The 23567-nt window shown below is 70.2% G+C and carries 22 protein-coding genes; 10 read left to right on the top strand and 12 right to left on the bottom strand.

Annotation, left to right across the window (positions count from 1 at the left end; all coding sequences use genetic code 11):
- Positions 1 to 99 precede the first annotated feature (99 nt).
- On the bottom strand, positions 100 to 768 hold the full coding sequence (locus ACZ6MZ_RS31915; protein WP_389787086.1) for a class I SAM-dependent methyltransferase: 669 nt from the start codon (positions 766 to 768) through the stop codon (positions 100 to 102).
- A 203-nt stretch (positions 769 to 971) separates the two neighbouring features.
- Between ACZ6MZ_RS31915 and ACZ6MZ_RS31910 the strand changes: the two genes are divergently transcribed.
- Together ACZ6MZ_RS31910 and ACZ6MZ_RS31905 are read left to right on the top strand one after the other, a co-directional pair.
- Positions 972 to 2159 (top strand): hypothetical protein, encoded by a 1188-nt coding sequence (locus ACZ6MZ_RS31910; protein ID WP_469355959.1) that lies wholly within the window; start codon positions 972 to 974, stop codon positions 2157 to 2159.
- Positions 2160 to 2345: 186 nt separating this feature from the next.
- A complete protein-coding gene (locus tag ACZ6MZ_RS31905) occupies positions 2346 to 2867 on the top strand; it encodes a DUF2199 domain-containing protein (RefSeq protein ID WP_469355957.1) in 522 nt (173 codons plus the stop codon).
- Between the two features lie 415 nt (positions 2868 to 3282).
- Here the strand turns inward: ACZ6MZ_RS31905 and rox are convergent, their stop codons facing one another.
- From rox to ACZ6MZ_RS31890, 3 genes are all read right to left on the bottom strand, one after another.
- Positions 3283 to 4710, bottom strand: coding sequence for a rifampin monooxygenase (gene rox / locus ACZ6MZ_RS31900; RefSeq protein WP_469355955.1), 1428 nt, complete (start codon positions 4708 to 4710; stop codon positions 3283 to 3285).
- 200 nt (positions 4711 to 4910) lie between these two features.
- Positions 4911 to 5777, bottom strand: coding sequence for an RNA polymerase sigma-70 factor (locus ACZ6MZ_RS31895; protein WP_469355953.1), 867 nt, complete (start codon positions 5775 to 5777; stop codon positions 4911 to 4913).
- Positions 5774 to 6352 carry a carboxymuconolactone decarboxylase family protein gene (locus tag ACZ6MZ_RS31890; protein ID WP_469355951.1) on the bottom strand — a complete coding sequence of 193 codons (579 nt, stop codon included), beginning with the start codon at positions 6350 to 6352 and terminating at the stop codon, positions 5774 to 5776. The genes ACZ6MZ_RS31895 and ACZ6MZ_RS31890 overlap by 4 nt, the downstream gene beginning before the upstream one ends.
- Before the next feature lie 536 nt (positions 6353 to 6888).
- On the opposite strand from ACZ6MZ_RS31890, the gene ACZ6MZ_RS31885 reads away from it, so the two are divergent.
- The 3 genes from ACZ6MZ_RS31885 to ACZ6MZ_RS31875 are packed head-to-tail and all read left to right on the top strand — an operon-like array spanning position 6889 to position 9330.
- Positions 6889 to 7245: a YciI family protein gene (locus ACZ6MZ_RS31885; protein ID WP_384185293.1), complete on the top strand. Its 357-nt coding sequence runs from the start codon at positions 6889 to 6891 to the stop codon at positions 7243 to 7245.
- A gap of 48 nt (positions 7246 to 7293) precedes the next feature.
- Entirely contained in the window at positions 7294 to 8535 is a 1242-nt protein-coding gene (locus tag ACZ6MZ_RS31880) for an RNA polymerase sigma factor (RefSeq protein ID WP_469355949.1), read from the top strand.
- Positions 8536 to 8595: 60 nt separating this feature from the next.
- Positions 8596 to 9330 carry an SAM-dependent methyltransferase gene (locus ACZ6MZ_RS31875; protein WP_469355987.1) on the top strand — a complete coding sequence of 245 codons (735 nt, stop codon included), beginning with the start codon at positions 8596 to 8598 and terminating at the stop codon, positions 9328 to 9330.
- Positions 9331 to 9371: 41 nt separating this feature from the next.
- Here ACZ6MZ_RS31875 and ACZ6MZ_RS31870 read toward each other — a convergent pair whose 3' ends face one another.
- Positions 9372 to 10418: an SDR family oxidoreductase gene (locus ACZ6MZ_RS31870; protein WP_469355947.1), complete on the bottom strand. Its 1047-nt coding sequence runs from the start codon at positions 10416 to 10418 to the stop codon at positions 9372 to 9374.
- Positions 10419 to 10549: 131 nt separating this feature from the next.
- Here ACZ6MZ_RS31870 and ACZ6MZ_RS31865 point away from each other — a divergent pair, with 131 nt between their 5' ends.
- Both ACZ6MZ_RS31865 and ACZ6MZ_RS31860 read left to right on the top strand, forming a co-directional pair.
- Entirely contained in the window at positions 10550 to 11440 is an 891-nt protein-coding gene (locus tag ACZ6MZ_RS31865; protein WP_469355946.1) for a helix-turn-helix domain-containing protein, read from the top strand.
- A gap of 58 nt (positions 11441 to 11498) precedes the next feature.
- A complete protein-coding gene (locus ACZ6MZ_RS31860) occupies positions 11499 to 12425 on the top strand; it encodes an SDR family NAD(P)-dependent oxidoreductase (protein ID WP_469355944.1) in 927 nt (308 codons plus the stop codon).
- Between the two features lie 100 nt (positions 12426 to 12525).
- Here ACZ6MZ_RS31860 and ACZ6MZ_RS31855 read toward each other — a convergent pair whose 3' ends face one another.
- Entirely contained in the window at positions 12526 to 13074 is a 549-nt protein-coding gene (locus ACZ6MZ_RS31855) for a GNAT family N-acetyltransferase (RefSeq protein WP_469355942.1), read from the bottom strand.
- 249 nt (positions 13075 to 13323) lie between these two features.
- Between ACZ6MZ_RS31855 and ACZ6MZ_RS31850 the strand changes: the two genes are divergently transcribed.
- Positions 13324 to 13857 (top strand): P-loop nucleotide/nucleoside kinase family protein, encoded by a 534-nt coding sequence (locus ACZ6MZ_RS31850; protein ID WP_469355940.1) that lies wholly within the window; start codon positions 13324 to 13326, stop codon positions 13855 to 13857.
- Here the strand turns inward: ACZ6MZ_RS31850 and ACZ6MZ_RS31845 are convergent.
- Positions 13818 to 16073 (bottom strand): HelD family protein, encoded by a 2256-nt coding sequence (locus ACZ6MZ_RS31845; protein WP_469355939.1) that lies wholly within the window; start codon positions 16071 to 16073, stop codon positions 13818 to 13820. The genes ACZ6MZ_RS31850 and ACZ6MZ_RS31845 overlap by 40 nt on opposite strands.
- A 75-nt stretch (positions 16074 to 16148) precedes the next feature.
- On the bottom strand, positions 16149 to 16787 hold the full coding sequence (locus ACZ6MZ_RS31840) for a TetR family transcriptional regulator (protein ID WP_389787055.1): 639 nt from the start codon (positions 16785 to 16787) through the stop codon (positions 16149 to 16151).
- A gap of 126 nt (positions 16788 to 16913) precedes the next feature.
- Here ACZ6MZ_RS31840 and ACZ6MZ_RS31835 point away from each other — a divergent pair, with 126 nt between their 5' ends.
- The gene (locus ACZ6MZ_RS31835; RefSeq protein WP_469355937.1) at positions 16914 to 17882 is read left to right on the top strand and encodes a zinc-binding dehydrogenase; all 969 of its coding nucleotides are present in this window, start codon (positions 16914 to 16916) and stop codon (positions 17880 to 17882) included.
- Positions 17883 to 18065: 183 nt separating this feature from the next.
- On the opposite strand, the gene ACZ6MZ_RS31830 is transcribed toward ACZ6MZ_RS31835, so the two are convergent.
- Positions 18066 to 19160 carry a serine hydrolase domain-containing protein gene (locus ACZ6MZ_RS31830; RefSeq protein WP_469355935.1) on the bottom strand — a complete coding sequence of 365 codons (1095 nt, stop codon included), beginning with the start codon at positions 19158 to 19160 and terminating at the stop codon, positions 18066 to 18068.
- A 790-nt stretch (positions 19161 to 19950) separates the two neighbouring features.
- Here ACZ6MZ_RS31830 and ACZ6MZ_RS31825 point away from each other — a divergent pair.
- Positions 19951 to 20988 carry a hypothetical protein gene (locus tag ACZ6MZ_RS31825; protein WP_469355933.1) on the top strand — a complete coding sequence of 346 codons (1038 nt, stop codon included), beginning with the start codon at positions 19951 to 19953 and terminating at the stop codon, positions 20986 to 20988.
- 18 nt (positions 20989 to 21006) lie between these two features.
- Here the strand turns inward: ACZ6MZ_RS31825 and ACZ6MZ_RS31820 are convergent, their stop codons facing one another.
- From ACZ6MZ_RS31820 to ACZ6MZ_RS31810, 3 genes are all read right to left on the bottom strand, one after another.
- Positions 21007 to 22134, bottom strand: a complete 1128-nt coding sequence (locus tag ACZ6MZ_RS31820; RefSeq protein ID WP_469355931.1) for a hypothetical protein — start codon at positions 22132 to 22134, stop codon at positions 21007 to 21009.
- A gap of 130 nt (positions 22135 to 22264) precedes the next feature.
- Positions 22265 to 22528: a hypothetical protein gene (locus ACZ6MZ_RS31815; protein WP_389787037.1), complete on the bottom strand. Its 264-nt coding sequence runs from the start codon at positions 22526 to 22528 to the stop codon at positions 22265 to 22267.
- Positions 22529 to 22640: 112 nt separating this feature from the next.
- Positions 22641 to 23435 carry a TetR/AcrR family transcriptional regulator gene (locus ACZ6MZ_RS31810; RefSeq protein ID WP_469355929.1) on the bottom strand — a complete coding sequence of 265 codons (795 nt, stop codon included), beginning with the start codon at positions 23433 to 23435 and terminating at the stop codon, positions 22641 to 22643.
- Positions 23436 to 23567 lie beyond the last annotated feature (132 nt).

The raw sequence follows: 23567 nt of genomic DNA, 5'->3' as shown, positions 1-23567 counted from the left end.
TATGTGACCATATCTCGCCCCGTTCGACCCGGCGTCGCGACCGTCCGGAGGAGCCTTGCCCGGCACAGGACACCCTGTGCCGCTTCCGACGCCTGATTCTCAGCCGGGTTGCTTGGCCATGACGACCAGACCTGGCCCGCTTTGCTCATCTGCAGGGAGCCGAAGTTCGGCGACCGGGCGCAGTCCAGCCTGCTCGATCAGGTCCACGAGTTGTTCCGGCCGCCATTTGTGCGTCGTCCAACGAACGGATACGCCTCCGTATGCCTCGGTGCGCACCGCGTCTTCGTCGCCGACGTGTGTAGCGGTGATGAAGTGTCCGCCTGGCTTCAGGGCTCGCGCGAAGGCGGCGAGAACCTGAGGAAGGACGTCACGGGGGAGGTTGAACAGTGACCACCACCCGAGCACGCCGCCAAGGGACGCTTCACCAAGGTCGAGGTCGGTGGCAGAGGCGACGCTGAAGCGGCATTGCGGATGAAGACGGCGCGCGTTCTCAATCATGCGAGGAGAGAGATCGACCCCGGACACGTCGAGTCCGCGTTCGGCAAGGTAGGCGGTCACCGTTCCGGGTCCGCAGCCGACGTCGAGGACAGGCCCAAGCTCGCTCACGGTGTCAGCAAAGGCGTCGATTGATGCCTTGAGCCATGGATGGCTGCGGATGTCGCCGAATCCCGTCGTCACCACCATGTGGGCGTAGTTGTCGGCCACGCGGTCATAGGACTCACGGACCACGTCGAGATCGGCTGGGTGGTCAATATGGTGGGCACGCATCAGCCGACGATAGTGTGCGCCGGCCTACTGGCGGGCTCTCGCATTCAACTGTCACCAGTTCCCCGCGGAACCCAACCGGCCGGTGACCGCGTGTGTCCTCCAGCGGCGGAGTGGATCGTCGGCGCGGACAGCCAGTACCCAGGGCAGGATGCAGACCTATGACTCTCTCGTCTCGCATCGCCATGCCTGGCCAGGTCTGGTCCGTGGCTGCACAGAATCCGTCCGGACCGCTCTATGTGACGAGCTACGGGGCAAGCCCTCTGGAGACGGTCGTCACGATGATCGACTCCACGGGCTCGGTAGTTTGGCAGCGCGGGTACGCCGGGACAGGACGGCCGCGGTCCCGCCTGTCAGCGGATGGCACTCTATGGGTCGCGTACCCGAAGCAGGCCGGCCGGGTTCTGGAGGGCGTCCTCCCGGACGGGTCCACCTACCGGGCAGTCGCCCCGGAGAGCGAGGCCGGCGAGGAGGTCAGCGCGTTCGTCCTGCTCGATGACGGGTTCTGCATCGCCTGGGCCGGCGCCTCCCGCATTCTGCGGGTGTCGCAAGACGAGCAACCTGCCTTTCCCCGGCCTCGCGTTGCCCGGTACACGTGGGAGGGGAACTGCGTGTGGTCGACGCCGATCGTGCTCGGCGCCGTATCGCATCCGGGTGTGGCGGGGATGAGCGTGGATACCGGCTGGGAGGTGCGCCCCCTTCGGCCTTGGGTGCCGGAAGACGTAGGTGTCGATCACTGGGAGCCGTTGCTGGTCTCGGGCGACAGGGTCGCGGCCAGTTTCGCCGATGCGCGCGGTGGGCTCGGGAGGACCTTCTTCCTGGACCTGACCGGTGGCGCGATCGTTGCGGCCACCTCTCCTGCTCCCACGGGCCGGAAGGCGATAGCAGGTCCGGGCGAGTTCTTGATCGGGTCTCAGGGATATGGGGAATTCACCACAGGCCGCTACGACCGCGACGGTCGGGAAACAGCCCGATGGGCCAGTCATGGAGCAATGCTCGTTGACGGCCGGGGCACCATCTGCGGCCCTGAGCTGGAGAACTGCCTGCCATCGAAGTCACGGTTCCGGCGGCTGGCGCCGGACAACAGGCTTGTGGACGGACCTCCCCTGACGGGCTACTACACGTCCTGTCCGGCGATGGACCGCGAGGGCACCGCCGTGTTCTGGCGCGACGGCAAGCTCCTCGCAGTCGATACGGACATGGCTGCGGACGAGTTGTTCGCGATGGACGACAGCCGGAACATCATGGGTCGCACGCTGCTGTTGGGCGACGGCCGCGTCGTTGTGTCGTTGGACAGTGAGGTTCTCGCTTTCCACAGCCCTCTGGGGCCCCTGGCTGAGGGCCCCTGGCCGTGCGGGGACGCAAATCTCCTGGGCAACCCCGTGCTGGGCTGACGCCCAGCACGGGGCACCGGACTGCCGACCGCTGGACCGGATCGACGCGCGGTCGGCGGCAACACTGGTGCCTATGAGCAGGACAGGCGACTACAGACTCCGCGGTCGAGCCTGAATCGCAGGTGAACAGGAAAGACTCCCGCAGCAGGCTCAGCGGTGTCCGAGCCGATCGTTAGGATTCCGATCATGACCAATGATCCGGGTTTCACCTGCTCGTGCTGCGGGGCGCACCACGACGAACTCCCGATGAACTACTCGGCCACGGCCCCGTACGTCTGGGATCCGAGCTTCGCTGATGACGCGGACAGCATGCTTGCCTCGGATCAGTGCGTCATCAAAGCCCAGCACTACTTCGTCAAGGGCCTGATCGAGATACCTGTCATCGGCAGCGCCGACGTTTTCTCCTGGGCCGTCTGGGTCTCCCTGAGCCGCGACAACTTCGCTCGCGCGGTGGACAGGTGGAACGCCCCGGGCCGTGAAGCCGAGGAGCCGTACTTCGGCTGGTTGAGCACCGAACTCTTCCTGTACTCGCCCAGCACCATCAACCTGAAGACCCACGCCCACACCCGCCCGGTAGGCCGGCGCCCCTTCATCGAGCTGGAACCCACCGACCACCCCCTCGCCGTCGAACAGCGCACCGGCATCACCCTCGACCGCGTCCGCGAGATCGCGGAGAGCCTCCTCCACCCCACAGCCGACAACGCCTGAACCGGACGGGTAGAGGAGGGCCTGACGGGTGCCCCCGTCTGTTGGTCAAGGTCCGGGCCTTGCTCGCCTTCGACTCCGGGCGCACGTCGATCAAGCAGACTCCCGTCCGGGTCACGGCCAAGAAGGCCGGCGTGTGCTCACGCCACCCGTTCGTCGTACGAAGTCGCAGCCCCAGCGGCTGCGAAAGTACGTCGACGAGATCGGCCGCGATCGGGACCTCGGTCGCGACTCGCCACCGGACTGAACATTTCACCAGCCGGCGTACCCCCAGTCGATCACCACCCCCTGCCGCTCGGCACCAGCACCAGCATCGCTCAACCGGCCTCGCCTGATGAGCGGCAGAGGCAGTCACACGCGCTGAGCCTGAGCCCGAGCACGAGCCCGAGCCCGAGCCCGACAGGTGACAGCTGCGCGCTCAGCTGATGGCGGTGCCGAACCACTTGGGTAGCTGGCTGAGCAGATCCTGCTGGTCTTCGCCGGCCCATGCCACGTGGCCGTCCGGTCGCAGCAGTACGGCGGGCGCGTCCAGTTCCTCGCTGACGTCGACGACGTGGTCGACCCGATCTGCCCAGCCCGCCACCGAGAGCCGGCCGGTCTGGTCGAGCAGCAGGCCGCGGCCGCCGTGCAGCAGCTCGTAGAGGCGTCCCCGTTTCAGCCCCACGTCCCGCATCCGCCGGCCGAGCAGTTCGTGGCCCTCGCCGAAGTCGTAGCGGACCTCGACCGCGGTGATGATCCCGGTGACGTACCGGTTGACCTCCTCGAAGTCCATCAGCTTCGAGAACATCTCCCGCAGCGCGGTGGCACCCGGATCGGTACCCAGCAGCGTGATCTGCGCGCGGGTGTTGTCCAGCACGCGGGCGCCCACCGGGTGCCGTTCGGCGTGGTAGCTGTCCAGCAGCCCCTCCGGTGCCCAGCCGTTGACCTCGGCGGCCAGCTTCCAGCCGAGGTTGAACGCGTCCTGGACGCCGAGGTTGAGCCCCTGCCCGCCGGTCGGCGGGTGGATGTGCGCCGCGTCGCCGGCCAGCAGCGCCCGGCCGACCCGGTAGCGCTCGGCCTGCCGGGTGGCGTCGCCGAACCGGGACAGCCAGCGCGGCGAGTGCGCGCCGAAGTCGGTGCCCGCGAAGGTTCGCAGCTGCTGCTTGAACTCCTCGAGGGTCGGCGCGGTCGTACGGTCCTCGGCCACCCCATCGGCGGGCACGACGAGGCGGTACACCCCGTCTCCGTCGAGGATGGCGCCGAACCGCAGTTGGGTCTTGCGGACTTCCGTGACGATGGCGGCGATCGTCGCCGGATCCTCGGTCACCTCCATTTCGCCCAGCAGCGTCTCGACCGTTGCGGGCTCACCGGGGAAACCGACCCCGAGCAGCTTGCGCACCACACTGCGGCCGCCGTCACACCCGACGAGGTAGCGCGAGCGCAGGTGCGTGCCGTCCGCCAGCTCGACGGTCACCCCGTCCTCGTCCTGGCTCAGCCCGACCACTTCGCAGCCGCGCCGGATCTCGGCACCGAGTTCGAGGGCACGCTCGTTGAGCAGCCGCTCGGTGACCGGCTGCAGGGTGGTGAGGCCGTACGGGTGCGCGGTGTCCAACCGGTCCGGCCACGGCTTGTGGATGCCGCCGAAGAAACCGCCGACCTGGAACTTCTCACTGACCGCGAGGAACCGGTCCAGCAGGCCGCGCTGATCCATCACCTCGACGCTGCGCACGTGCAGGCCGCGCCCGCGGGTCTGCCCGGTCGGCTCGGCCAACTTCTCCAGCACGACCACGTGCACTCCGGCCAGCCGCAATTCGCCGGCCAGCATCAAGCCGGTCGGTCCGCCGCCGACAACGATCACGTCGATCATCACAAATCCCCATTTATTTCCGCAGGTTCTGCCTTCGGCTGGCGATTCTGCGCCACGACCCGGGTCTTGCCGCAAGCCCCCCGGTGCGCTATACCTTGAGAGTGGCGAGGAGTGGGTAACCTCCTTTCCGTCATCTGCTTTCCCTTATCGCGGGCGGCCGCGGCCGGGCCTTCGGCCCCGACGCCGGAGCAGCAGCGGGCTTACCTGGCGAGTTCGGCCGGTTCATCCATGCGCGTCAGCTTCCGTGGGTTTCTCATCACGTAGATCCGGGCCACCCGTCCGTGCTCCACCACGAGACTCACCGCGGCCGGCTCGCCGTCGATCTCTATCCGGCCCGCAGGCGCCCCGTTGAGCCATACGGGCTTCGCCTCGAACGCGGCCACCACCTGGTTCGCGCGCGCGAGCAATTTCGCCACTGGCCCTGCCCCGTGGATCGGAGCCCGAGCGGCGGCCGCGAACCCACCACCATCGGCGATCAGGACCACGTCCGGCGCCATGAGCTCCAGCAGCTCCTGCAACTGCCCGGTTCGCAACGCGATCAGGAACCGCTCCACCACGGCCTGCTGCTCCGACCGGCTCACCGGCACCCGCGGCCGCCGGGCCGCCACATGCTCGCGTGCCCGCCGCGCGATCTGCCGCACCGTGGCCGTGGACTTCCCGATGGCCTCGGCGATCTCGCCGTACGGCATCTCGAAGACCTCGCGCAGCACGAACACCGCCCGCTCCGCCGGCCCGAGCGTTTCCAGCACGGTCAGCATCGCGATCGAGACGCTCTCCGCGAGTTCGACATCCTCGGCGACATCGGGGCTGGTCAGCAGGGGTTCCGGCAGCCACTCGCCCACGTATTCCTCGCGGCGGCGCGACAGCGTTCGCAGACGGTTGAGCGCTTGCCGCGTGACGACTCGGATGAGGTACACCCGCGGGTCACGCACCTGCGACTGGTCGACGTCGGCCCACCGCAGCCAGGACTCCTGCACCACGTCCTCCGCGTCGGCCGCCGACCCGAGCATCTCGTAGGCGACCGTGAACAGCAGGCTGCGATGGGCGACGAACGGGTCCTCGGTCATGCCGTCGACGCCACGCCGGAATTCTCAGGACGCGCGGCGAGCGGAATCTCGCACGCGGCGGAGAAGCCCTGCGACTCGATCCCGAGCGCCGTGTTGCTCCTGGTCGCGAAGTTGGCGAAGGCGATGTACACGGTGAGCTCGATCATCGCCGCCGGGCCGAGCCGGTCGAGCAGACGCGCGGACAGTTCGTCGGTGACGGTCGGCGGCGTGTTCGTCATGGCCTCGGCGTACTCCAGTACGTCCCGCTCCAGCGGCATGAACACCTCCGACTCCCGCCAGCGCGGCACCTGGCTCGCCTTGGCCATGTCCAGGTGGTGGTTCCGCGCCTGGAAGTAGCCGATGTCGAGGCACCAGCCGCAGCCGATCTGTGCCGCGACGGCCATGTGCGCGAACGACTTGAGGCTCTGGTCTGCCGCGTCCCACTCGCTCGTCCTGCCCCCGAACTCCAGGGATGCCTCGGCGACCTTGGGGTTGTGCCACATCACCTCGACGGGTTCGGGCACGGCACCGAGCTGCTTGATCATGCTTTCGCTGAGCCCGGTGGTGAGCTCCGCCTTCGGAACGCGTAGCGCCATGGTGTTCTCCCTGTACGTGTGCCTGCTGGACATGCGTGCCTGTTTGACACATGTGCCCGTTTGACACATGTGCCTGTTCGACATGAAGACACCGCGGGGCCCGCGAATGTGACAACCGTCGGCAGGCAGGCCGCTCAACGCGCCATGGACGGCTGCCGGCCGCCGGGCGTCGTCGATCCGGCCTGCGGGCTCCTCGGCGAAATCCGCCACCACGGGCGGGGCCGGACGCTGCGTACGTGTCGTACAGCGCGCGGCGAACGCCTCCCGGTCCCCTGCCCGTATGCGCGCACGCAGCTCGTCTTCTCGCTCTGTGTCTCTCACATCGCTTACTCTCCGTGGCCCACTCGGAGTTCCCGTGGCCTGCGTCACGTTCACGTCCGGATCGCCGCCCCCTCCGGATCGCCGCCCCATCCGGTTGGCCGCCGCGAAAAATTCCCCGAAGAATTTCGGGGGGAGCTGTCGATCCGGCCGTCTCCCGTTCGACGCAGGGGTGAGGGACAGGGAAAAGCCCCCGCCCTCCCGATCGAGGAGTCACCATGCCGCGCTACCTGACGATGATCCACGTCGACGAGCAGAACCCGCCCACCGACAACCCCGGCCCCGAGTTCGACGAGCGCATGGGCGCACTGCTCGAGGAGATCACCAAGGCCGGGGTCATGCTCGACACGGCCGGTCTCGCCCCGACCTCCGAGGGCACCCGCCTCACCTGGGCCGACGGCAAGGTCAGCTACACCGACGGTCCCTTCACCGAGAGCAAGGAAGTCATCGGCGGTTACTCCCTCATCCAGGCCAAGGACAAGGCCGAGGCCCTGGAGTGGGCCTCGCGATTCCTGCAGGTCCACCCGAAGCACTGGACGGTCACCGCCGAGGTCCGCGAGATCGCCGAAGGCTGATCCGGCTGCGCTTGCCCCGCTCCCATACGGCTGTTCTGATGGGTTGCCGTGACGGCAGCAAGCGCGACCGAGACGGTCGAAGCGGTATTCAGGATCGAGTCCGCGCGGATCATCGCCGGTGTCGCCCGCATCGTGCGGGACGTGGGCATCGCCGAGGAACTCGCGCAGGACGCCCTGGTCACCGCGCTGGAGCAGTGGCCGGAGTCAGGTATCCCGGACAGGCCGGGCGCCTGGCTCATGGCCACTGCCAAGCACCGGGCGATCGATCTCGTACGCCGCAAGGAGACGTACGCGCGCAAGCTGGCGGAGGTCGGGCGCACGCTGGAGGACGTACCGCCGCCCGAGCCGGCGGACGTGGACGACATCGACGACGATCTGCTGCGGCTGATCTTCACCGCGTGCCATCCCGTGATGTCGACGGAGGCCCGGATCGCGCTCACGCTGCGGTTGCTGGGCGGGCTGACGACGGAGGAGATCGCCCGCGCGTTCCTGGCCTCGGAGCCGGCCGTCGCCCAGCGCATCGTCCGCGCGAAACGGACGCTCGCCAAGGCCGGGGTTCCCTTCGAGGTGCCGTACGGCTCCGACCGGGCCGCCCGGGTCTCGTCGGTCCTTGAGGTCATCTACCTGATATTCAACGAGGGCTACTCCGCGACGGCCGGCGACGACCTGGTGCGCCCGGCCCTGTGCGAGGACGCGCTCAGGCTGGTTCGCGTCCTGGCGGCCCTCATGCCCGAGGAGCCCGAGATCCATGGCCTGGCCGCGCTGCTGGAGTTCCAGGCGTCCCGTATCGCTGCCCGTACGGGCCCCGACGGCGAGCCGGTGCTGCTCGCCGACCAGAACCGCGCCAAGTGGAACCGCATGCTGATCCGCCGCGGCGTCGAGGCCCTGCACCGCGCGGGGCACGGCCCGTACTCCGTCCAGGCCGCCATCGCCGCGTGCCACGCGCAGGCGGTGCGCTACGAGGACACGGACTGGACGGCCATCGCCGCACTGTACGGACGGCTGATGGCACTGACCCCGTCCCCGGTGGTGGAGCTGAACCGAGCGGTCGCCGTCTCGATGGCGGAGGGCCCCGCGGCCGGCCTGAAGCTGGTGGACGCCCTGGCGGACGGACCGGCCCTGAAGGACTACCACTGGCTGCCGAGCGTCCGGGGGGATCTGCTGGAGCGCCTGGGGCGGGGGAAGGAGGCGCGCGCGGAGTTCGAGCGGGCGGCGTCCCTGACCCGCAACGCGCGGGAGAGAGAACTCCTCCTGGAAAGAGCCTCACGCTGCGACGTTTCCGGTCCCTAGCGCCGTCGAGGGGGACCTAGCCTGGGGATCGTGACCGCCTTCTCCTCTTCGCCGCCGCCCATGTACACCTGGCTCGACTTCAACTCGCCGCTCTCGGCGGCGCGAGCGGCCGGCCTGGTCGATCGGCTCGGCAGGAGTGGGCCGGCCACGGTGCTCGATCTGGGCTGTGGGTGGGGGGAACTGATGCTTCAGGTGCTGGCGGCGGTGCCCGGTGCGGTCGGTATCGGGATCGACACCAATGCGGACCATCTCGCCAGAGGCCGCGAGAACGCCGAGAAGCGAGGGCTCGGCGATCGGGTCCAGTTCGTCGAAGAGCCTGTCGCCGGCTTCTCCTCCGAGCCCGGCGACCTCGCCCTCTGCGTCGGATCAAGCCACGCGTTCGGGGACGCCGAGCCGCCGGCCCACACCGCCGTGGCGCTGCGAGCGCTGAGGGGCAGGGTGAGGACGGGCGGCCGGGTGCTGTTCGGTGAGAGCTTCTGGCAGCGGCCTCCGACGGCCGGCGAACTCGCGGGAATGTGGCCCGACGCGTCAGCCGACGAGCACACCGACCTCACCACGCTCGTCGGTCTCGCGGCCGCCGCTCGATTCCGCCCCCTGTGGATCGAGACGGCCACCCTCGACGAGTGGGAGCAGTTCGAATCCGGATACCTCGCCGGCAAGGAGGAGTGGCTCGCATCTCACGGCGACCACGCCGAGGCGGACACGGTCCGCGCCACGGCCGACGCGCATCGGGACATGTGGCTGGGCTACCGCGGCATCCTCGGCTTCGCCTACCTCACGCTCGTGGCGTACTGATTACGGCGTTCTGATCCATGGTGTACGGCCAGGGCGGCGGCTCACGCCGCTTTTCGCGGGTTCCGGAGCAGCCCGAGTCGTACCAGGCTCTCGGCTGTCGCGACGATGGTCTCCTCGTTCGATCGCGGCGCCCAGCCGAGCACGCGTCCGGCCTTCTCGCTGCTGGCCTTTCTGACCTTTCCCAGGTCGGGGACGATCGGCTTGAGCGAAGGGGCGATCAGGGAGGTGAGCCGCACCATCACGTCGGGCAGCATTCTGGTCGGGACGCGTTTCGCCGCGTCGCCCATGCGAGCCTTCAGTAGGAGGGCGATGGCATTCATCGTCATGCCGTCGCCCGCGACGGCCAGGAATCGCTCGCCCTTGGCAGCGGGGCTGGTCATGGCGCGCAGGTGCAGGTCCGCCACGTCCCGTACGTCGACGACGCCGAAGGAAAGCCGGGGAGTGCCCGGCATCGCGCCGTCCATCAAAAGCCGTACGAGCTGGATGGAGCCCGAATAATCCGGCCCGAGCACAGGACCGAACACCCCGACCGGATTGACGACCGAGAGCTCAAGAGAGCCACCTTCACGGGCGATGAAATCCCACGCCGCGCGCTCGGCCAATGTCTTCGATTTCACATAGGCGCTCACGTCAGCGTTCGGGTCCGTCCAGCTCTCCTCGGAAAAGGGCCGGTCCGTGTGCTGGTGGCCGTACCCGATCGCGGCGAAGGAAGAGGTCTGTACGACGCGTCTGACGCCCGCGTCCCGCGCGGCCCGCAGCACACGCAGCGTTCCTTCCCGCGCGGGGACAATGAGTTCGTCCTCGTGTTTCGGCACGCCAGGAGGGAAGGGCGACGCGACATGAAGCACAAAGTCGCAGCCAGAGACGGCTTCCGGCCAGCCCGCGTCGGACAAAAGGTCGGCGACGGCGAATGAGAGAGCCTCTCCCGGTTCGGCACCGCCCGCCTTCACCATTGCGCGCACATCGGCTTCACGCGTGAGGGAACGCACAGTCGTCCGTACGCGATAGCCCGCGTCCAGAAGCCGCACGACGCAATGCGCGCCGACGAATCCCGATCCCCCGGTTACCAGCACCAATTCGCCGCTCATGCCCGGCCTCCTCGTTCATTCATTCTCATGGTGTCGATAATGCGGCGGATCATCACCGACAGTAAGTCCCCACTGACACTGGTACTCGCAGGGACAGGATGAACCGCGCACCTGGCCCTACCCTGGAAATCATGGCTACGGGACGTACGGGAAACGGACTCGGTGAATACCTGCGGATTCGCCGCGAGCGGGTGCGCCCGGACGATGTCGGTCTGCCCACGGGCACGCGCCGGCGGGTACCCGGACTGCGGCGGGAAGAGGTCGCACTGCTCGCGGGCATCAGCGTGGAGTACTACCTGCGCCTGGAACAGGGCCGCGACCAGCACCCCTCCGACCAGGTCCTCGACAGCATCGCCCGCGCCCTGCGGCTCGACACCGACGCCGAGACGTATCTGCGCCAGCTGGCCCGCCCGGCGCGAGCCGGCAGGCGCAGGCCCGCCCGGCCGGAGCGGGTCAGCGCGAGCGTGCAGAGCCTGATCGACAACTGGACCACCACGCCCGCCCATGTCCACGGCCGCTACATGACCACCCTGGCCGCCAACGCGATGGCCGTCGCGCTCAGCCCGTACTACTCACCCGGAGTGAACAGCCTGCGCGCGGCGTTCCTGGAGCCGGAGGCGCGAGAGCTCTACCGCGACTGGGACGAGATGACCGCCAAGGCCGTCGCGTACCTGCGCTCGGTCATCGGAGGCGCCGTCGACGATCCACAGCTGACCGAGCTGATCGGCGAACTCAGCCTGCGCAGCGAGCGCTTCCGGACGCTCTGGGCCCGCCAGGACGTACGGCAGAAGACGAGCGGGGTCACGCGCCTGCTGCACCCGCAGGTCGGCTCCCTCGATCTCCACTACGAGAAGCTGGCGCTCCCCGGCGCACCGGGTCAGATGCTGGTCACGTACCACGCGGAGCCCGGCTCCCCGTCCCACGAACGGCTTCAGCTGCTCGCGCACCTGGCCACGCAGCCGCCGTCCGGCCGGGCCGCCGCGACTGCCCGGACCACTACGCCGAGCACGTCGTCGGGATAGCCGCTGCGACAGCCGCGACAGCCGTTACGGATCTACAGAGCCACGGAGAGAGAAGGACATGACCGAGTCCGCGCCGTTCAACGCCCGAACCACCGCCGCCGAGGTCGTGGCCGGTATCGACCTGACCGGCCACCGCGCCGTCGTGACCGGCGCGGCATCCGGCATCGGTGTCGAGACCGCCCGGGCGCTCGCGGCCGCGGGCGCGGAGGTGACCCTTGCGGTACGGAGCGTCGAGGCCGGTGAGCGGACCGCCGAGGACATCAGCACGACCACCGGCAACAAGCATGTCCTCGTCGCGCCGCTGGATCTCGCCGACCAGGCCTCCGTCGCGTCTTTCACCGCCGCGTGGGACGGCCCCCTGCACATCCTCGTCAACAACGCCGGCGTGATGATGACGCCCGAGACGCGGACGCCGGAGGGCTGGGAGCTGCAGTTCGCCACCAACCATCTCGGCCACTTCGCACTCGCCACAGGGCTGCACCCGGCCCTCGCGGCAGCCGGCCGGGCCCGAGTCGTGGCGCTCAGTTCGGTCGCGCATCTGCGGAATCCGGTGGACTTCGACGACATCCACTTCCGGGTGCGCGCGTACGACCCCCGGGTCGCCTACGCCCAGTCCAAGACCGCCACCGTCCTGTTCGCGGTCGAGGGGAACAGGCGCTGGGCCGGCGACGGCATCACCGTCAACGCGGCACACCCCGGGGCGATCTTGTCGAACCTGACGCGACATCTGAGCCCGGCGGAGCTCGACCGTACGGTCGCCACCGGCGGCTATGTGTTCAAGACGCCGCAGCAAGGCGCGGCCACATCCGTACTGCTCGCTGTCTCACCCCGGCTCGAAGGCGTCGGCGGCCGGTACTTCGAGGACTGCGACGAAGCGCGTCGCCATCTGCCGGGGGCCTCCGAAGGCGTCGCGGACCATGCCCTCGACCCCGACGCGGCGGCGCGACTGTGGCAGGTTTCCCTCGACATGATCGCCTCGGCGTAGCGCGCTCGGCCGGAGCCGGTTGAGGGCGCGGCCCGGTCGGGGAGGCGCGGCCCGCCCGGAGGGGGCGCGGCCGGTGCGCGGCTGGCTGTCGGGCACGAGGTCAACCGGACGGCGTGACCGAGGACCACACGCCGAACCACTGCTCGGCGCCGTACTCCTCGAACCGCTCCACCTCGGTGAACCCCAGCTTCGCCGCGAGGCGCATCGAGCGGTCGTTGGCGGTCTGGGTGCAGAGCACCACCGGCTCGCCGGGAAGTGCGTCGGCGAACCAGTCGAGTGCCGCCGCGCACGCCTCGGCGGCATACCCGCATCCCCACGCCTCCGGCAGGAACATGTAGCCGAGCTCGGCCTCCCCGGCATCCGGACGGACGTGACCCGGACGCTCTGCGTCGCGCCGATCGATCGTGATCATGCCGATCATCGCTCCGTCGAGATCGATCACGAAAAGGCCAGGGCGCCGCCCGGGCACCTCAGGCACCGTGCGCTCAAGCTCGTCACGCGGTCGAGGGCCACCGAGGTAGGTGCCCACCTCTGGCGAGGCGAACAGCTCGACGAACGCCGCACGGTCCTGGGCCTCGGGCTCGCGGAGCACGAGCCGCTCGGTCCCGATCGGGGCAGGTGGCCAGGCGACGGGTCCGAGCTCAGTCATGGCGGGCAACCTATCGCGCGCCCGCCGCGCAGGAGCATCAGACGACCCACAGCGGCAGCGGCTTCTGACCCGTCGGCCCCATCCGGGCCGCCAGCCGACCGCGGACGCCGGGCCGGTCCTTGAAAGGCCCGCAGTTGGCGCGACCTCTCATCGAACGTCACCGCGTACCGCCGGAAACCGAGAAGTCACCTCACCCGGGCCAAGGCGACGTGCCACGCCCCGAAAACGCCCGCGAGTAGGCTCCCCCGCATGATTGTCTGGCTGAACGGAACCTTCGGAGCGGGCAAGACGACCACCACGAAGGAGCTGACCGCACTCCTTCCGCAGTCGAGGGCCTTCGACTCCGAGGAGGTCGGCTACATGCTGCGGGACGTCCTCAGCTCCGTCCCCGTGACGAACTTCCAGGAATGGCGGCCCTGGCGCGGACTCGTCGTGGAGACGGCCGCGCAGGTTCTCGACTACGTCGGCGGTGCGCTCGTCATCCCGCAGACCGTGCTCACGGAGCAGTACTGGACGGAGATCCGCGCCGGCCTGGAGAACAAGGGCATCCCGGTGCATCACTTCGTCCTGCACACCGACCGCGACACCCTTGTCGAGCGCATCCACACGGACCCGAAGCCCGAGAGCTCCGGCGCCGTGCAGTGGCGGCTCGACCATCTCTCCGCCTACGAGGACGCCCTTCCCTGGCTACGGCGGGAAGCCACGGTCATCGACACGACCGAGATCTCACCCGCGCGCGCCGCTCAGCTGATCGTCGACAGCGTCGGGGCCACACCCTCCTGAGGCGGGCCCGTGTCGCCCGCCGGTCCGTGCCGCCGCCCGCCGCCCGTGTCGCCCGCCGCCTCCCCCAGCACCCCCGGCAGCGGGCGGCTGTGCACGATGTCCAGGCGGGACACCGCGCGGGTGAGGGCCACGTACAGCCGGTGTACGCCGCGCGCCTCCGCCTCCGCGACGGCGGCCGGTTCGGCGAGGACGACATGGTCGTACTCCAGGCCCTTCGCCGCCGTCGCGGGCAGCACCGTCACCCGGGCGGCCGTCGCGCCGAGGTCGTCCGCCGTCGCCGTGGCGATACCGGCCGCCCTCAGGGCCGTACGGATCCGGTCCGTGTCGGGGCCGTCCGCGATCACGCCGATCGAGCCCTCGTGGGTGAGCGCCGCCCGTACCGCCGCGGTCACCCCCGTTGGCAGATCGTCCGCCTGACTGATCGTCAATTCACCGTCCCGGCGCAGCGAACGGGCCGGCGGTACGTCGACGTCCAGCGAGGCCAGCAGCCGGTTGGCGAGTTCCACGACGGCTCCCGGCACCCGGAAGCCGATGGTCAGCGGAACCACGGCCGCCTCCGGTCGGCCCAGATGCGCCAGAAGTCCCGGCCAGGATCGGGCGGCCCACGGGGTGGTGCCCTGGGCCAGGTCGCCCAGCACCGTCAGCGAACCGAACGGCGCGCGGCGGGCGATGGCGCGGCACTCCATCGGGGAGAGGTCCTGGGCCTCGTCGATGACGATGTGGCCGTAGCCGGCGGGGTGTTCGATCAGCCCGGCGAGTTCGTCCAGCAGCACCAGATCCGCCGCCGACCACGGAAGGGCTCTGGCCGCCCGCGCGGACGGTGGGCCACCGCGTCCCCGCCGGGGCCTGTGGATCGCCTGCCGCTCCTCGGCGGTGAGGATGCCGTCGGACGGCGCCGCCGGATCGGCGAGCAGCGCCGCGAGCACCTCCTCGGGGCCCGCCTTCGGCCAGACCGTGTCGAGGTACGCGGTGACCGCCCGCGACCGGCCCACCCACTGCGCCCACAGCGCGGACTGCGGACCGGCCCGCCGTTCCGCTTGGAGCTGGACGGCCCGTACGGCGCGGCTGCGGACGCGTTCCCGGCCGGTGGCGTACGGCGGCGCCTCGGCCCGTACCTCGGCGACGATCCGCTCCAGCTCGTCGAGCCCCAGCCGCCAGCGGTACGAGCCGTCCGGGACGGTGAGCGGCTCTGCGGGCGGCGCGATCCTCCCGTACAGCGCCCGGCGCAGCACCTCGGCCATCCTGGCGTCGTGTTTGACGACCGCCGCGGCCTCCGTGTCCTCGGTACGCACCGGATGACGCGCGATCTCGTCACCGACCGTCGACTGGCGGATGCCGATCTCTCCGAGGGCGGGCAGCACTTCGGAGATGTACGAGAGGAACGTGCGGTTCGGGCCGAGGATCAGCAGGCCTCCGCGCTGGATCCGCTGCGGATAGGTGTAGAGGAGATACGCGGCACGGTGCAGGCCGACGGCGGTCTTGCCGGTGCCGGGGGCGCCCTGGACACAGATGGACTCGCCGAGAGCGGACCGTACGAGATCGTCCTGTTCGGGCTGGATGGTGGCCGCGATGTCGCGCATCGGGCCGACGCGGGGGCGCTCGATCTCACCGGTGAGGATGGCGCTTCCGGCTGTGTCCCCGCTTCCCGGCGCCGCATCCTCCTCCCTCAGCCGCTCGTCCAGCGGCTCGTCCTCCAGGCTGGTCAGATCCTCCGGCGCCCCCTTGCTCCACGGCGCCCAGCCGAACCGGCGGCGGACGGCGACGCCCATCGGGTCGCGCGCGCTCGCCCGGTAGAAGGCGCGCGAGACGGGCGCGCGCCAGTCCACGACCAGGGGCGGCGCGGAGGGATGTTCGCTGATACGGCGACGGCCGATGTGGTAGCTCTGCCCACGGTGTTGGCTCGGCCCGCCGTGGTTGGCGGCGGTGTCCGTACCGTCCGCACCGTCTGCCGCCACCGCCGCCGCCACCGCCACCGCCGAGAAATCCAGCCGGCCGAAGAAGAGCGGACTGTCCGGCTTCAGCCGCAGTTCCTTGGCGCGGCTGCGCAGATGGCGGCCGAGGACTTCTGCGTCCGCGCCGGAGGCGAAGGCGTTCTCACCGGTGATGACCTGCTCGGCGGCGTCATCCACCATGCCGGTCAGCGCGGCGCGGCAGGTCTCGTGGTAGGTCCGTTCCCGGTCGAGTTCGCCGGCGAGGTCGGGGTCGGGTGCCGTCATTCCACCGAGAATAACGTAACCAAGTTAAAAACGTTACCGAGTATCACCTTCCTTCCCGCCTGCTTGTCTGCCTGCCTACCCGTCTCCGAGGCCGGTGCGCAGCCGCTCGAAGGCCAGCTCCGCCGCCGCGACCGCCTCGGGGTACAGCTGCTCGGCGCCCTCGCCCGCTGCGATCCGCCGCCAGTTCTCCAGCGCGAGGACGCGTTGTACGGCGATGATCTGCCCGGCCGCGAGCGCGCCCTCGATCCCGCCGCCGAGGGCCACGGCCAACGCGTCCTCGGAGCGCTGCTGGAACCCGTACATCCTGGCCACCAGGCTCGGCGTCCCGTACAGCAGCCGGTGGTAGGCGAGCACCTCTCGGTGGTCATTGAGCCCGGTCACCGGGTCGCGCCGGTCGAGCCCGGCCAGGAAATGCCGCCGCAGGGCGTCGAGCGGGCCCGCGCCCTCGGGCCGCCCCGCCACCACCCGGGCCGCCTCGTCGGCGTGGTCGGCGAAGCGGTGCAGCGCCAGGTCCTCCTTGGCGGGGAAGTACCGGAAGAGGGTGGGCTTGGAGATCTCGGCCGCGGCCGCGACCTCCGCGACGGAGACGCGATCGAAGCCCTTCGCGAGGAAGAGCGTGATCGCGGCGTCGGAGATGGCCTGATGCCGCTGCCGCTTCTTACGCTCCCGCAGGCCGAGGTCGCGGTCCTCGTGCTCGTCGCCGTTCATGACCATGAAGCGTACGCAGCGCTTGACCGCACGCTCGACCGCACGCTTGACCGCACGCTTGACCTCAACCGAACTTGACGTTCAAGACTCGTCGTACGAAGCGGGATGCGGCGTGGGAGAGGTGTGATCGGGATGCGGGTGGCACGGGTGACGGCGTTCGGCGGTCCTGAGGTGCTCGTGACGGCCGAGGCCCCCGATCCGGTGGCGGGGCCCGGCAAGGTGGTGGTCGCCGTCGCCGTGGTGGACACGCTCTTCGTGGAGACACAGATCCGGACGGGCTGGGGACAGGAGTACTTCCCGGTGCGGCCGCCGTACATCCCTGGCAGCGGCATCGCCGGCACGGTCCGCGCGGTCGGCGAGGGAGTGGACGGCGACTGGACCGGTCGCCGGGTGGTGGCCTCGATCGAATCCGGCGGCGCGGCGGAGCTGGCCGTGGCCCCGGTGGAGTCGCTGGTACCCGTACCGGACGGCCTCCCGCTCACGACCGCCGCCGCCCTGATCCACGACGGCGTCACCGCGGCCGCCCTCATGGAGATCACGAAGCCGGCCGCGGGCCAACGCGTACTGATCCTGGGAGCGTCGGGCGGTATGGGCACCCTGCTGGTCCAACTCGCCAAGGCCCGGGGCGCGTACGTCGTCGGGGTCGCGCGGGGCGAGCGGAAGACCGCTCTCGTAAGGGAGTTGGGCGCGGACGCCGTGGTCGACGGCGCCGACCGGGACTGGCCGGCGCGAGCCCGCGAGGCGCTCGGCGCGGCGGGTGCGGATGTCGTCCTGGACGGGGTGGGCGGCGAAGTGGGCCTGTCCGCCTTCCCGCTGACGGCCACCGGCGGCCGCTTCTCGGCCCACGGCGCCCCGACGGGCGGCTTCACCCCGGCGGACCCCCGGGAGGCGGCGGCCCGCGGGATCACCCTGCTGGGCATCGAGGACGTACAGATCCCGGAGAAGGACCGCGTACGCCTGACGGCACAAACCCTGGAGGCAGCCGCGACGGGCCACCTGCGCCCGGTGATCGGCGCCACGTTCCCCCTGGAACAAACGGCCCAGGCGCACCGAGCGATCGAGGAACGCGCCCTGCTGGGAAAGGCACTCCTGACCTGCTGACCGGCCACGCCGCCCCCGACCCGGCCCCCGGGCCCGGTCGCCGACCAAGAACCGACCGGGCCCGGAGGCCCGCAGGAACCAGCTCACGGAACTCATCGCGTTCAAGACGTCGGCGCTGTCGCGGCTGGGCGATGCGCCGCGCAGGCAGCGCCATACGATCACGCGGAAGCCGGTCGGCCTGCCTCAGCCCTCGGCCGAGCCCGAATTCGGCGTCACAGCCGCTGACACCGCTTGGAGCAGTGCCTCGGGCCCGGCGCCCCAGCGCGAGCTGATCACCAGGTCCCGGGCCGGGTCGACCCAGAGCAGGTGCGCGCCGCCGTTACCCCGGGCGCAGCGTCCGGTCGAGGGGGCGTCGGGCCATACGGTGCGGTCGTCGTTGAGCCACCAGGACAGGCCGTAGTTCGGCTTCACCGGGCAGGGCGTCCACAGTTCCTCGATCCAGCGCCGGGAGACCACCTGGCGTCCTTCCCAACTCCCGCCCTGCAGGGAGAGCTGGCCGATACGGGCCAGGTCGAGGGCGTTGATCCACAGTCCGCCGCCCCAGTGCGCGCCCCCGGACACGACGGGCACGCGGCCATCGGCAACGTCGGCCCAGGAGTTGGCGTATCCGTGCCAGGACCAAAGGGACGAGGCGCCTATTGGTTCCGCGACACGGGTGCGCAGTATCTCCGGCAGGGACTTGCCGAGGAGCACCGTAAGTGCCAGGGCGGCCAGGTTCACGCGTACGTCGTTGTACGCCCAGCCCTCGCCGGGCGGGCCGCCCGGCGACTCGGTGCCCTCCCGGGCGCTCTGCGCATCGACCGAGGTGGGTTTGGACCAGAGTTCGCCCTCCCACTGGCTGGTCTGGTCCAGGAGGTGCCGCCAGATGATGGCCCGTCCGTGGGAGTCGGCGAACTGCGGCAGGTCCACGGAGCGGTGCACCGGCTCGTCGAGTCGCAGCAGCCCGTCGTCGTACGCCGCTCCGGCGGTCAGCGCCAGGACGCTCTTGGTCGCGCTGAAGGCCATCTCCACCCGGGCCGGATCACCCCAGGAGGCGATGACCGCACCGCGCCGCAGGACGACACCGCTCGGGGGGCCGCCGTCCAGCAGCGGACCCACGACCTCACGGTGAGAGGTGTCGGACACCTGGGCCGCCAGGTACGACTCCATGTCCGCCACGCCGCGTACGACCCGTTCCGACTGCTCTCGGGTTGCTCGCGCCAGGGCGTCCGTGTTCACTCCGGTCCACGGATCGCCCGCGGTGTCATGCCGCTCCAGCCGTTCGCCCACCCGCGTCACGCTCCGACACCTCGTTCCGTGCACTTTTCGCCGTGCGCCGAGGCCCGTTCACGCCTACCCGGCGAGCCAAGATCGCTTTCCAGTGACTGTACTGCGCGCGAATCGGCCGGCCCGAGCCCCGGCTGATCTCACCTCTCCTCGACCGCCTCCTTGCCCGCCCAAGTCCATGTGCTTGGCGAGGCCAAGGGTTCACGGCCGAGCAACGGCCTGTCAGGCACCGCCTTCAGGCACTGACGTCATTTCTCGTGAACATCCACGACCCTCAAGATCGCCGCCCGCTGCCCGCCACCGCCGTCTGCCCGAGGTGGGAGCGACAGCTGAGCCCACACCGTCTTCCCGGGCCCGTTCCGGTCACTGACACCCCACTCGTCCGCCAGCGCGTCCACGAGGACAAGCCCCCTGCCGTCGCACGCGTCCAATTCCGCCGTCCGCGGCTCCGGCAGCTCGGACGATGCGTCGTGCACCTCGATGCGCAGGCTGTCGGAGATCCGGAGATAGCGCGTCTCGATCTCCCGCCCGGGCGACACATGAGCGTGACGCAGGTGGGCGCGAAGGACGGCGGTCGGTTCTCGCGGCAGGCAGTCCGGAGCCTCCGTACGCTCCGGTCCGCCACGGCCTGACCAACAGTCAACTGACTGCGCGCCTCCGCCGGTACGGTGGCCGGGGGGTCGGCGCGCGCTTGGCCATGTGACCGTCCCGTATACCCGATATACCGTTCCGGGATGACAGCATCGGACTGGGCCTCGGGGCAGATCCGTTGGACACCCTGCTGCCGATGTGGAGGTACGAGTTGGACCGGCGACGCTTCCTCTCGGCCTCCGCCTACTCCGTGGCCGCGGCCGCCCTGCCCCTCTCGTACGTGCGGGAGATCGCTGGCCGGACGGCGGCCGCCCGCACCGGCCGGACCGTGGGGATGGCCGAGGTCGCCGCAGTCCGGGACATGGTGCGTGTCTTCTCCGAGATGGACGAACGCCACGGCGGGCAGCACGGACGCACCGCTCTGATCCAGTACCTGCGCGACGACGTCGCGCCGCTGTGCCGGGGACGGTTCCGCACCGAGGAGGCTCGCCGTCTGATGCTCTCCGCCGCCAGCCGCGGCGTGCATCTGGCCGGGTGGAAGGCGTATGACGTGGGTCATCAGGGCCTGGCCCAGCGCTACTACCTGCAGTCGTACGCGCTCGCCGTCGAGTCCGGCGTCACGGGTCATGACGGGTTCGTGATGCGCACGATGGCCATGCAGGGCCTCAAGCTGCACCGGCCGGAACACTGCCAGGGTCTCGCCGAGACCGGCCTGAACCTGGCCAAGGGCAAGGTCGACACGCAAACCGAAGCCCTCTTCAGGGTCGTTCACGCGCACACGCTGGCCAAGGCCGGGCACCGGAAGGCCGCCGTCGCCGAGGCCGACCAGGCGCGCGCGCTGCTGGCTGCCGATCGTGGGGACGAGGTGCCGTTCTGGGCTCTGGCCTGGGGGCCGCCGACCGCGTCGGTGCATTCGCGGACCGCGAAGGTTTTCGAGACCCTGGGCGATCACCGGGCCGCGGCCGAGCAGTACGCGCGCGCTGCGGCATCCCGCCCCGGCGACACCTACGCGCGGATCGTCGCGCTCGATCTGGTCGCCGGGGCCGAGATGCAGCTCAAGCGCGGGAGCATCGAGGAGGCGTGTGCCACCTGGGGGCGGGCCATGGACCACATGGACGGCGTGCGGTCCGTCCGTACCCGCAAGGCCGTCACCACCATGCGCGCCGAGCTCGCCCGCTTCCGGGCCCGCGGGGTGCGGTGTGCGGGCGAGCTCGACCAGCGGGCTGTTGACTTCCTCGCCGGGGTCTGACGCGCTTCGGTGGGTTCGTCAGTGCGGGGCCGTCGTGGGGGAGACCGTTGCGGAGCGCTCGATCAGGGCGTTGACCGTTTGGTCACCGTTTCCGTTCATCGGCGTGGAGTAGTCGCCTACGGCCCAGAAGTCACCGGAGCTGCCCACCGGTGCCAGGTCGTAGAAGGAGTAGCTCGGCCACTGGGTGGCGCCGTCGGGCGCTGTCGCTCCGGGCTCCTTGGTCCAGGTGGTGCCGTCGTAGTGCCAGAAGACCGGTCCGGAGTCGACCGGGGAGGTCTTGTCGGTGCCCGTGACCCACAGACCTCCGCGGCCGTCGGAGTTGATCGCGTGGAGGTAGAGGTCGGTGAGCGAACCGGTGACGTCGGTCCAGGCCGTACCGTTCCAGTGCGCGACGCTCGGGATGGGCGGGTCGGCGTCGGGGCCCTCGGCCCATCCGGCCACGTACACGCTGTCCGGGGCGTCCACCGTGATCTTGGCGGTGTCCGTGCCGGCGGGCACCGGGGGCTGGTCCATCAAGGTCCAGGTCGTCCCGTCCCAGTGGTAGGTCACCGGGTGGCCGCCGCGCACCGGGTACCTCATGCCGGTCGCATAGGCGTCGTCCGCCGACAGGGCGTCGATGTCCCGGATGTCGACGAGGTCCGGCAGCGAGAAGGTCTGCCATGCGCCGTCCGCGTAGGTGTACAGGGCCTTGCCGCCCTTGAAGAGCCGTCCGGGGACGGCGTCGAGCGGGACCTCCGGCCAGGAGTCGTCAAAGGCGCCGGTGGTGGGAACGATGGTCCAGCGTGCGCCGTCGTAGTGCACGAGAGCCTGGCGCCTTTCCACCGTGCCGTAAGCCCAGACGTCGTCGGCCGAGACGGCGCTGACCGCCGACCACTCCCACACGTCGGGAAGCCCCGGGGCGGTGTCCTTGCTCCATCTCTCCCCGTTCCAGCGCATGATGACGCCGTGTTGGGCCTTTCTGCCGACCGCCCAGGCCAGATCCTCGTTGACGGAGGAGATCGACATCAGCGATCCCACCGGGGTGTTTCCGGAGAGGGAGACCTCCCAGGTGGTCGTGGTGGCGGCCTCGGCGCCACTGGCCGTGAACAGGGTGGCGGCGAGAGTCAGCGAGGTAGCGGCCGTACGCAGCAGGTGCCGTGCGTGCATCGGTGGGCTTTCCTTCACAGTGAGAGCCTCTGCCCTGGTGAAATCCGTACAGACGGAAGGCAGTTGGACGACGAGCCAGACTCTCGGCACCGTTGGATGGTTGTAGGGGGCGAGAAGGGTGGGGCCACCCTCAGGAGTTGCCGGTCCGGCGGGCGCGGAAGTAGGCGTTGGCCGCTGGGAGGAACATCAGCACCACGGCGGTGAGCACCGCTGCCACGTGCAGCGCTCGGCTGGCCCCGAACGCGAGGTCCATCGCTCCGGCCTCCTCGAATGCCGCGCCGAGGGTGCGTCCCCCGGCCAGGGCGCGGATCGGGTCGATCACCATCGAGGCCGTACCTACGACGCCGAGGCCGAGGGCCAGAGTGAGCCGGGCCCAGCCGCGTCCGCTCCGCATCCGAAGCGCGATCAGCAGCGCGGCGGTGAAGACGGACAGCCGTAAAGCGAGCCCGACGGCGATCTCGGCGGCCGAGCCCGATGGGCAGCACGCCGGGGGCCGTTGGGGCCGTTCAGGCGGTTCCCGCGCCGCCACCGCAACCGCCCGGGTCCGCGCCGGCTCGCCTTCGTACCAGCACTTCCACGCCGTCCAGCAGGCAGTCGAGGCCGAAGGTGAACTCCGCGTCCGGGGCGTCAGGTTCGTCCAGGACGCCGGTGGTCAGCAGTTCGGCGACCGCCGGGTAGCGGGCCGGGTCGGCGAGCCTTCGTAGCGTACGGGCGTAGCCGGCCATCACCTCCTGGGCCGAGGCGCCGCTCGCCTCGATGGCCGCGTCCAGGTCCGCCATCAGCGTGGCCTCATTCCGTACGTAGCCGCTGACCAGCAGAATCACCGAGATCTTGGCGCCGTCGTCCAGCCCGGTGCCGGCCAGGGCCATCAGCCCGCGCTCCCACCACGCCACCGAGTTCGGGGTGGCGGGCGGGCCCGAGATCGGGATGCGCAGTGCCCACAGATTCCGGTGGAACACCACACGCTGCGCCCACGCCCACTGCGCCAGCGCCTCGCGCCAGCCGGTGCCGGGCTCCGGCGGGGCGGGAGGTTCGCCCATGGACTCCTCCTGCATCAGGATGTACAGCTCGTTCTTGGCCGCGACATACCGGTACAGCGACATCGTGGAGACACCCAGCTCCTTGGCGACCCGCCCCATGGAGACCGCGCCGAGGCCCTCGGCCGCCGCGATGCCGACCGCCGCGTCCACGATCCCCCGCAGGCTCAGTCCGGGCTTCGGCCCCTTCGCCGTGCGTTCGCGCAGCCCCCAGGCGGCCTCGATGCTGGCGGGCAGCCCCGTTCCGCCGCTGTTGTCCGTCATCGCCTCCGCCTTTCGCCCGCGCCCCACTTGACGCCCATCCTAGTAATGCGTAACCCTTACGCAATAACGCGTATGCCATACGCAGTAGCGGAGCGGCAGGGTCCGCGCATGACGACAAACGAAGGAGCGGCG

The organism is Streptomyces sp. NPDC042201, assembly GCF_055582185.1.
Note: the sequence above shows the minus strand (reverse complement) of the source record. Positions and strands in the feature narration are given on the sequence as shown.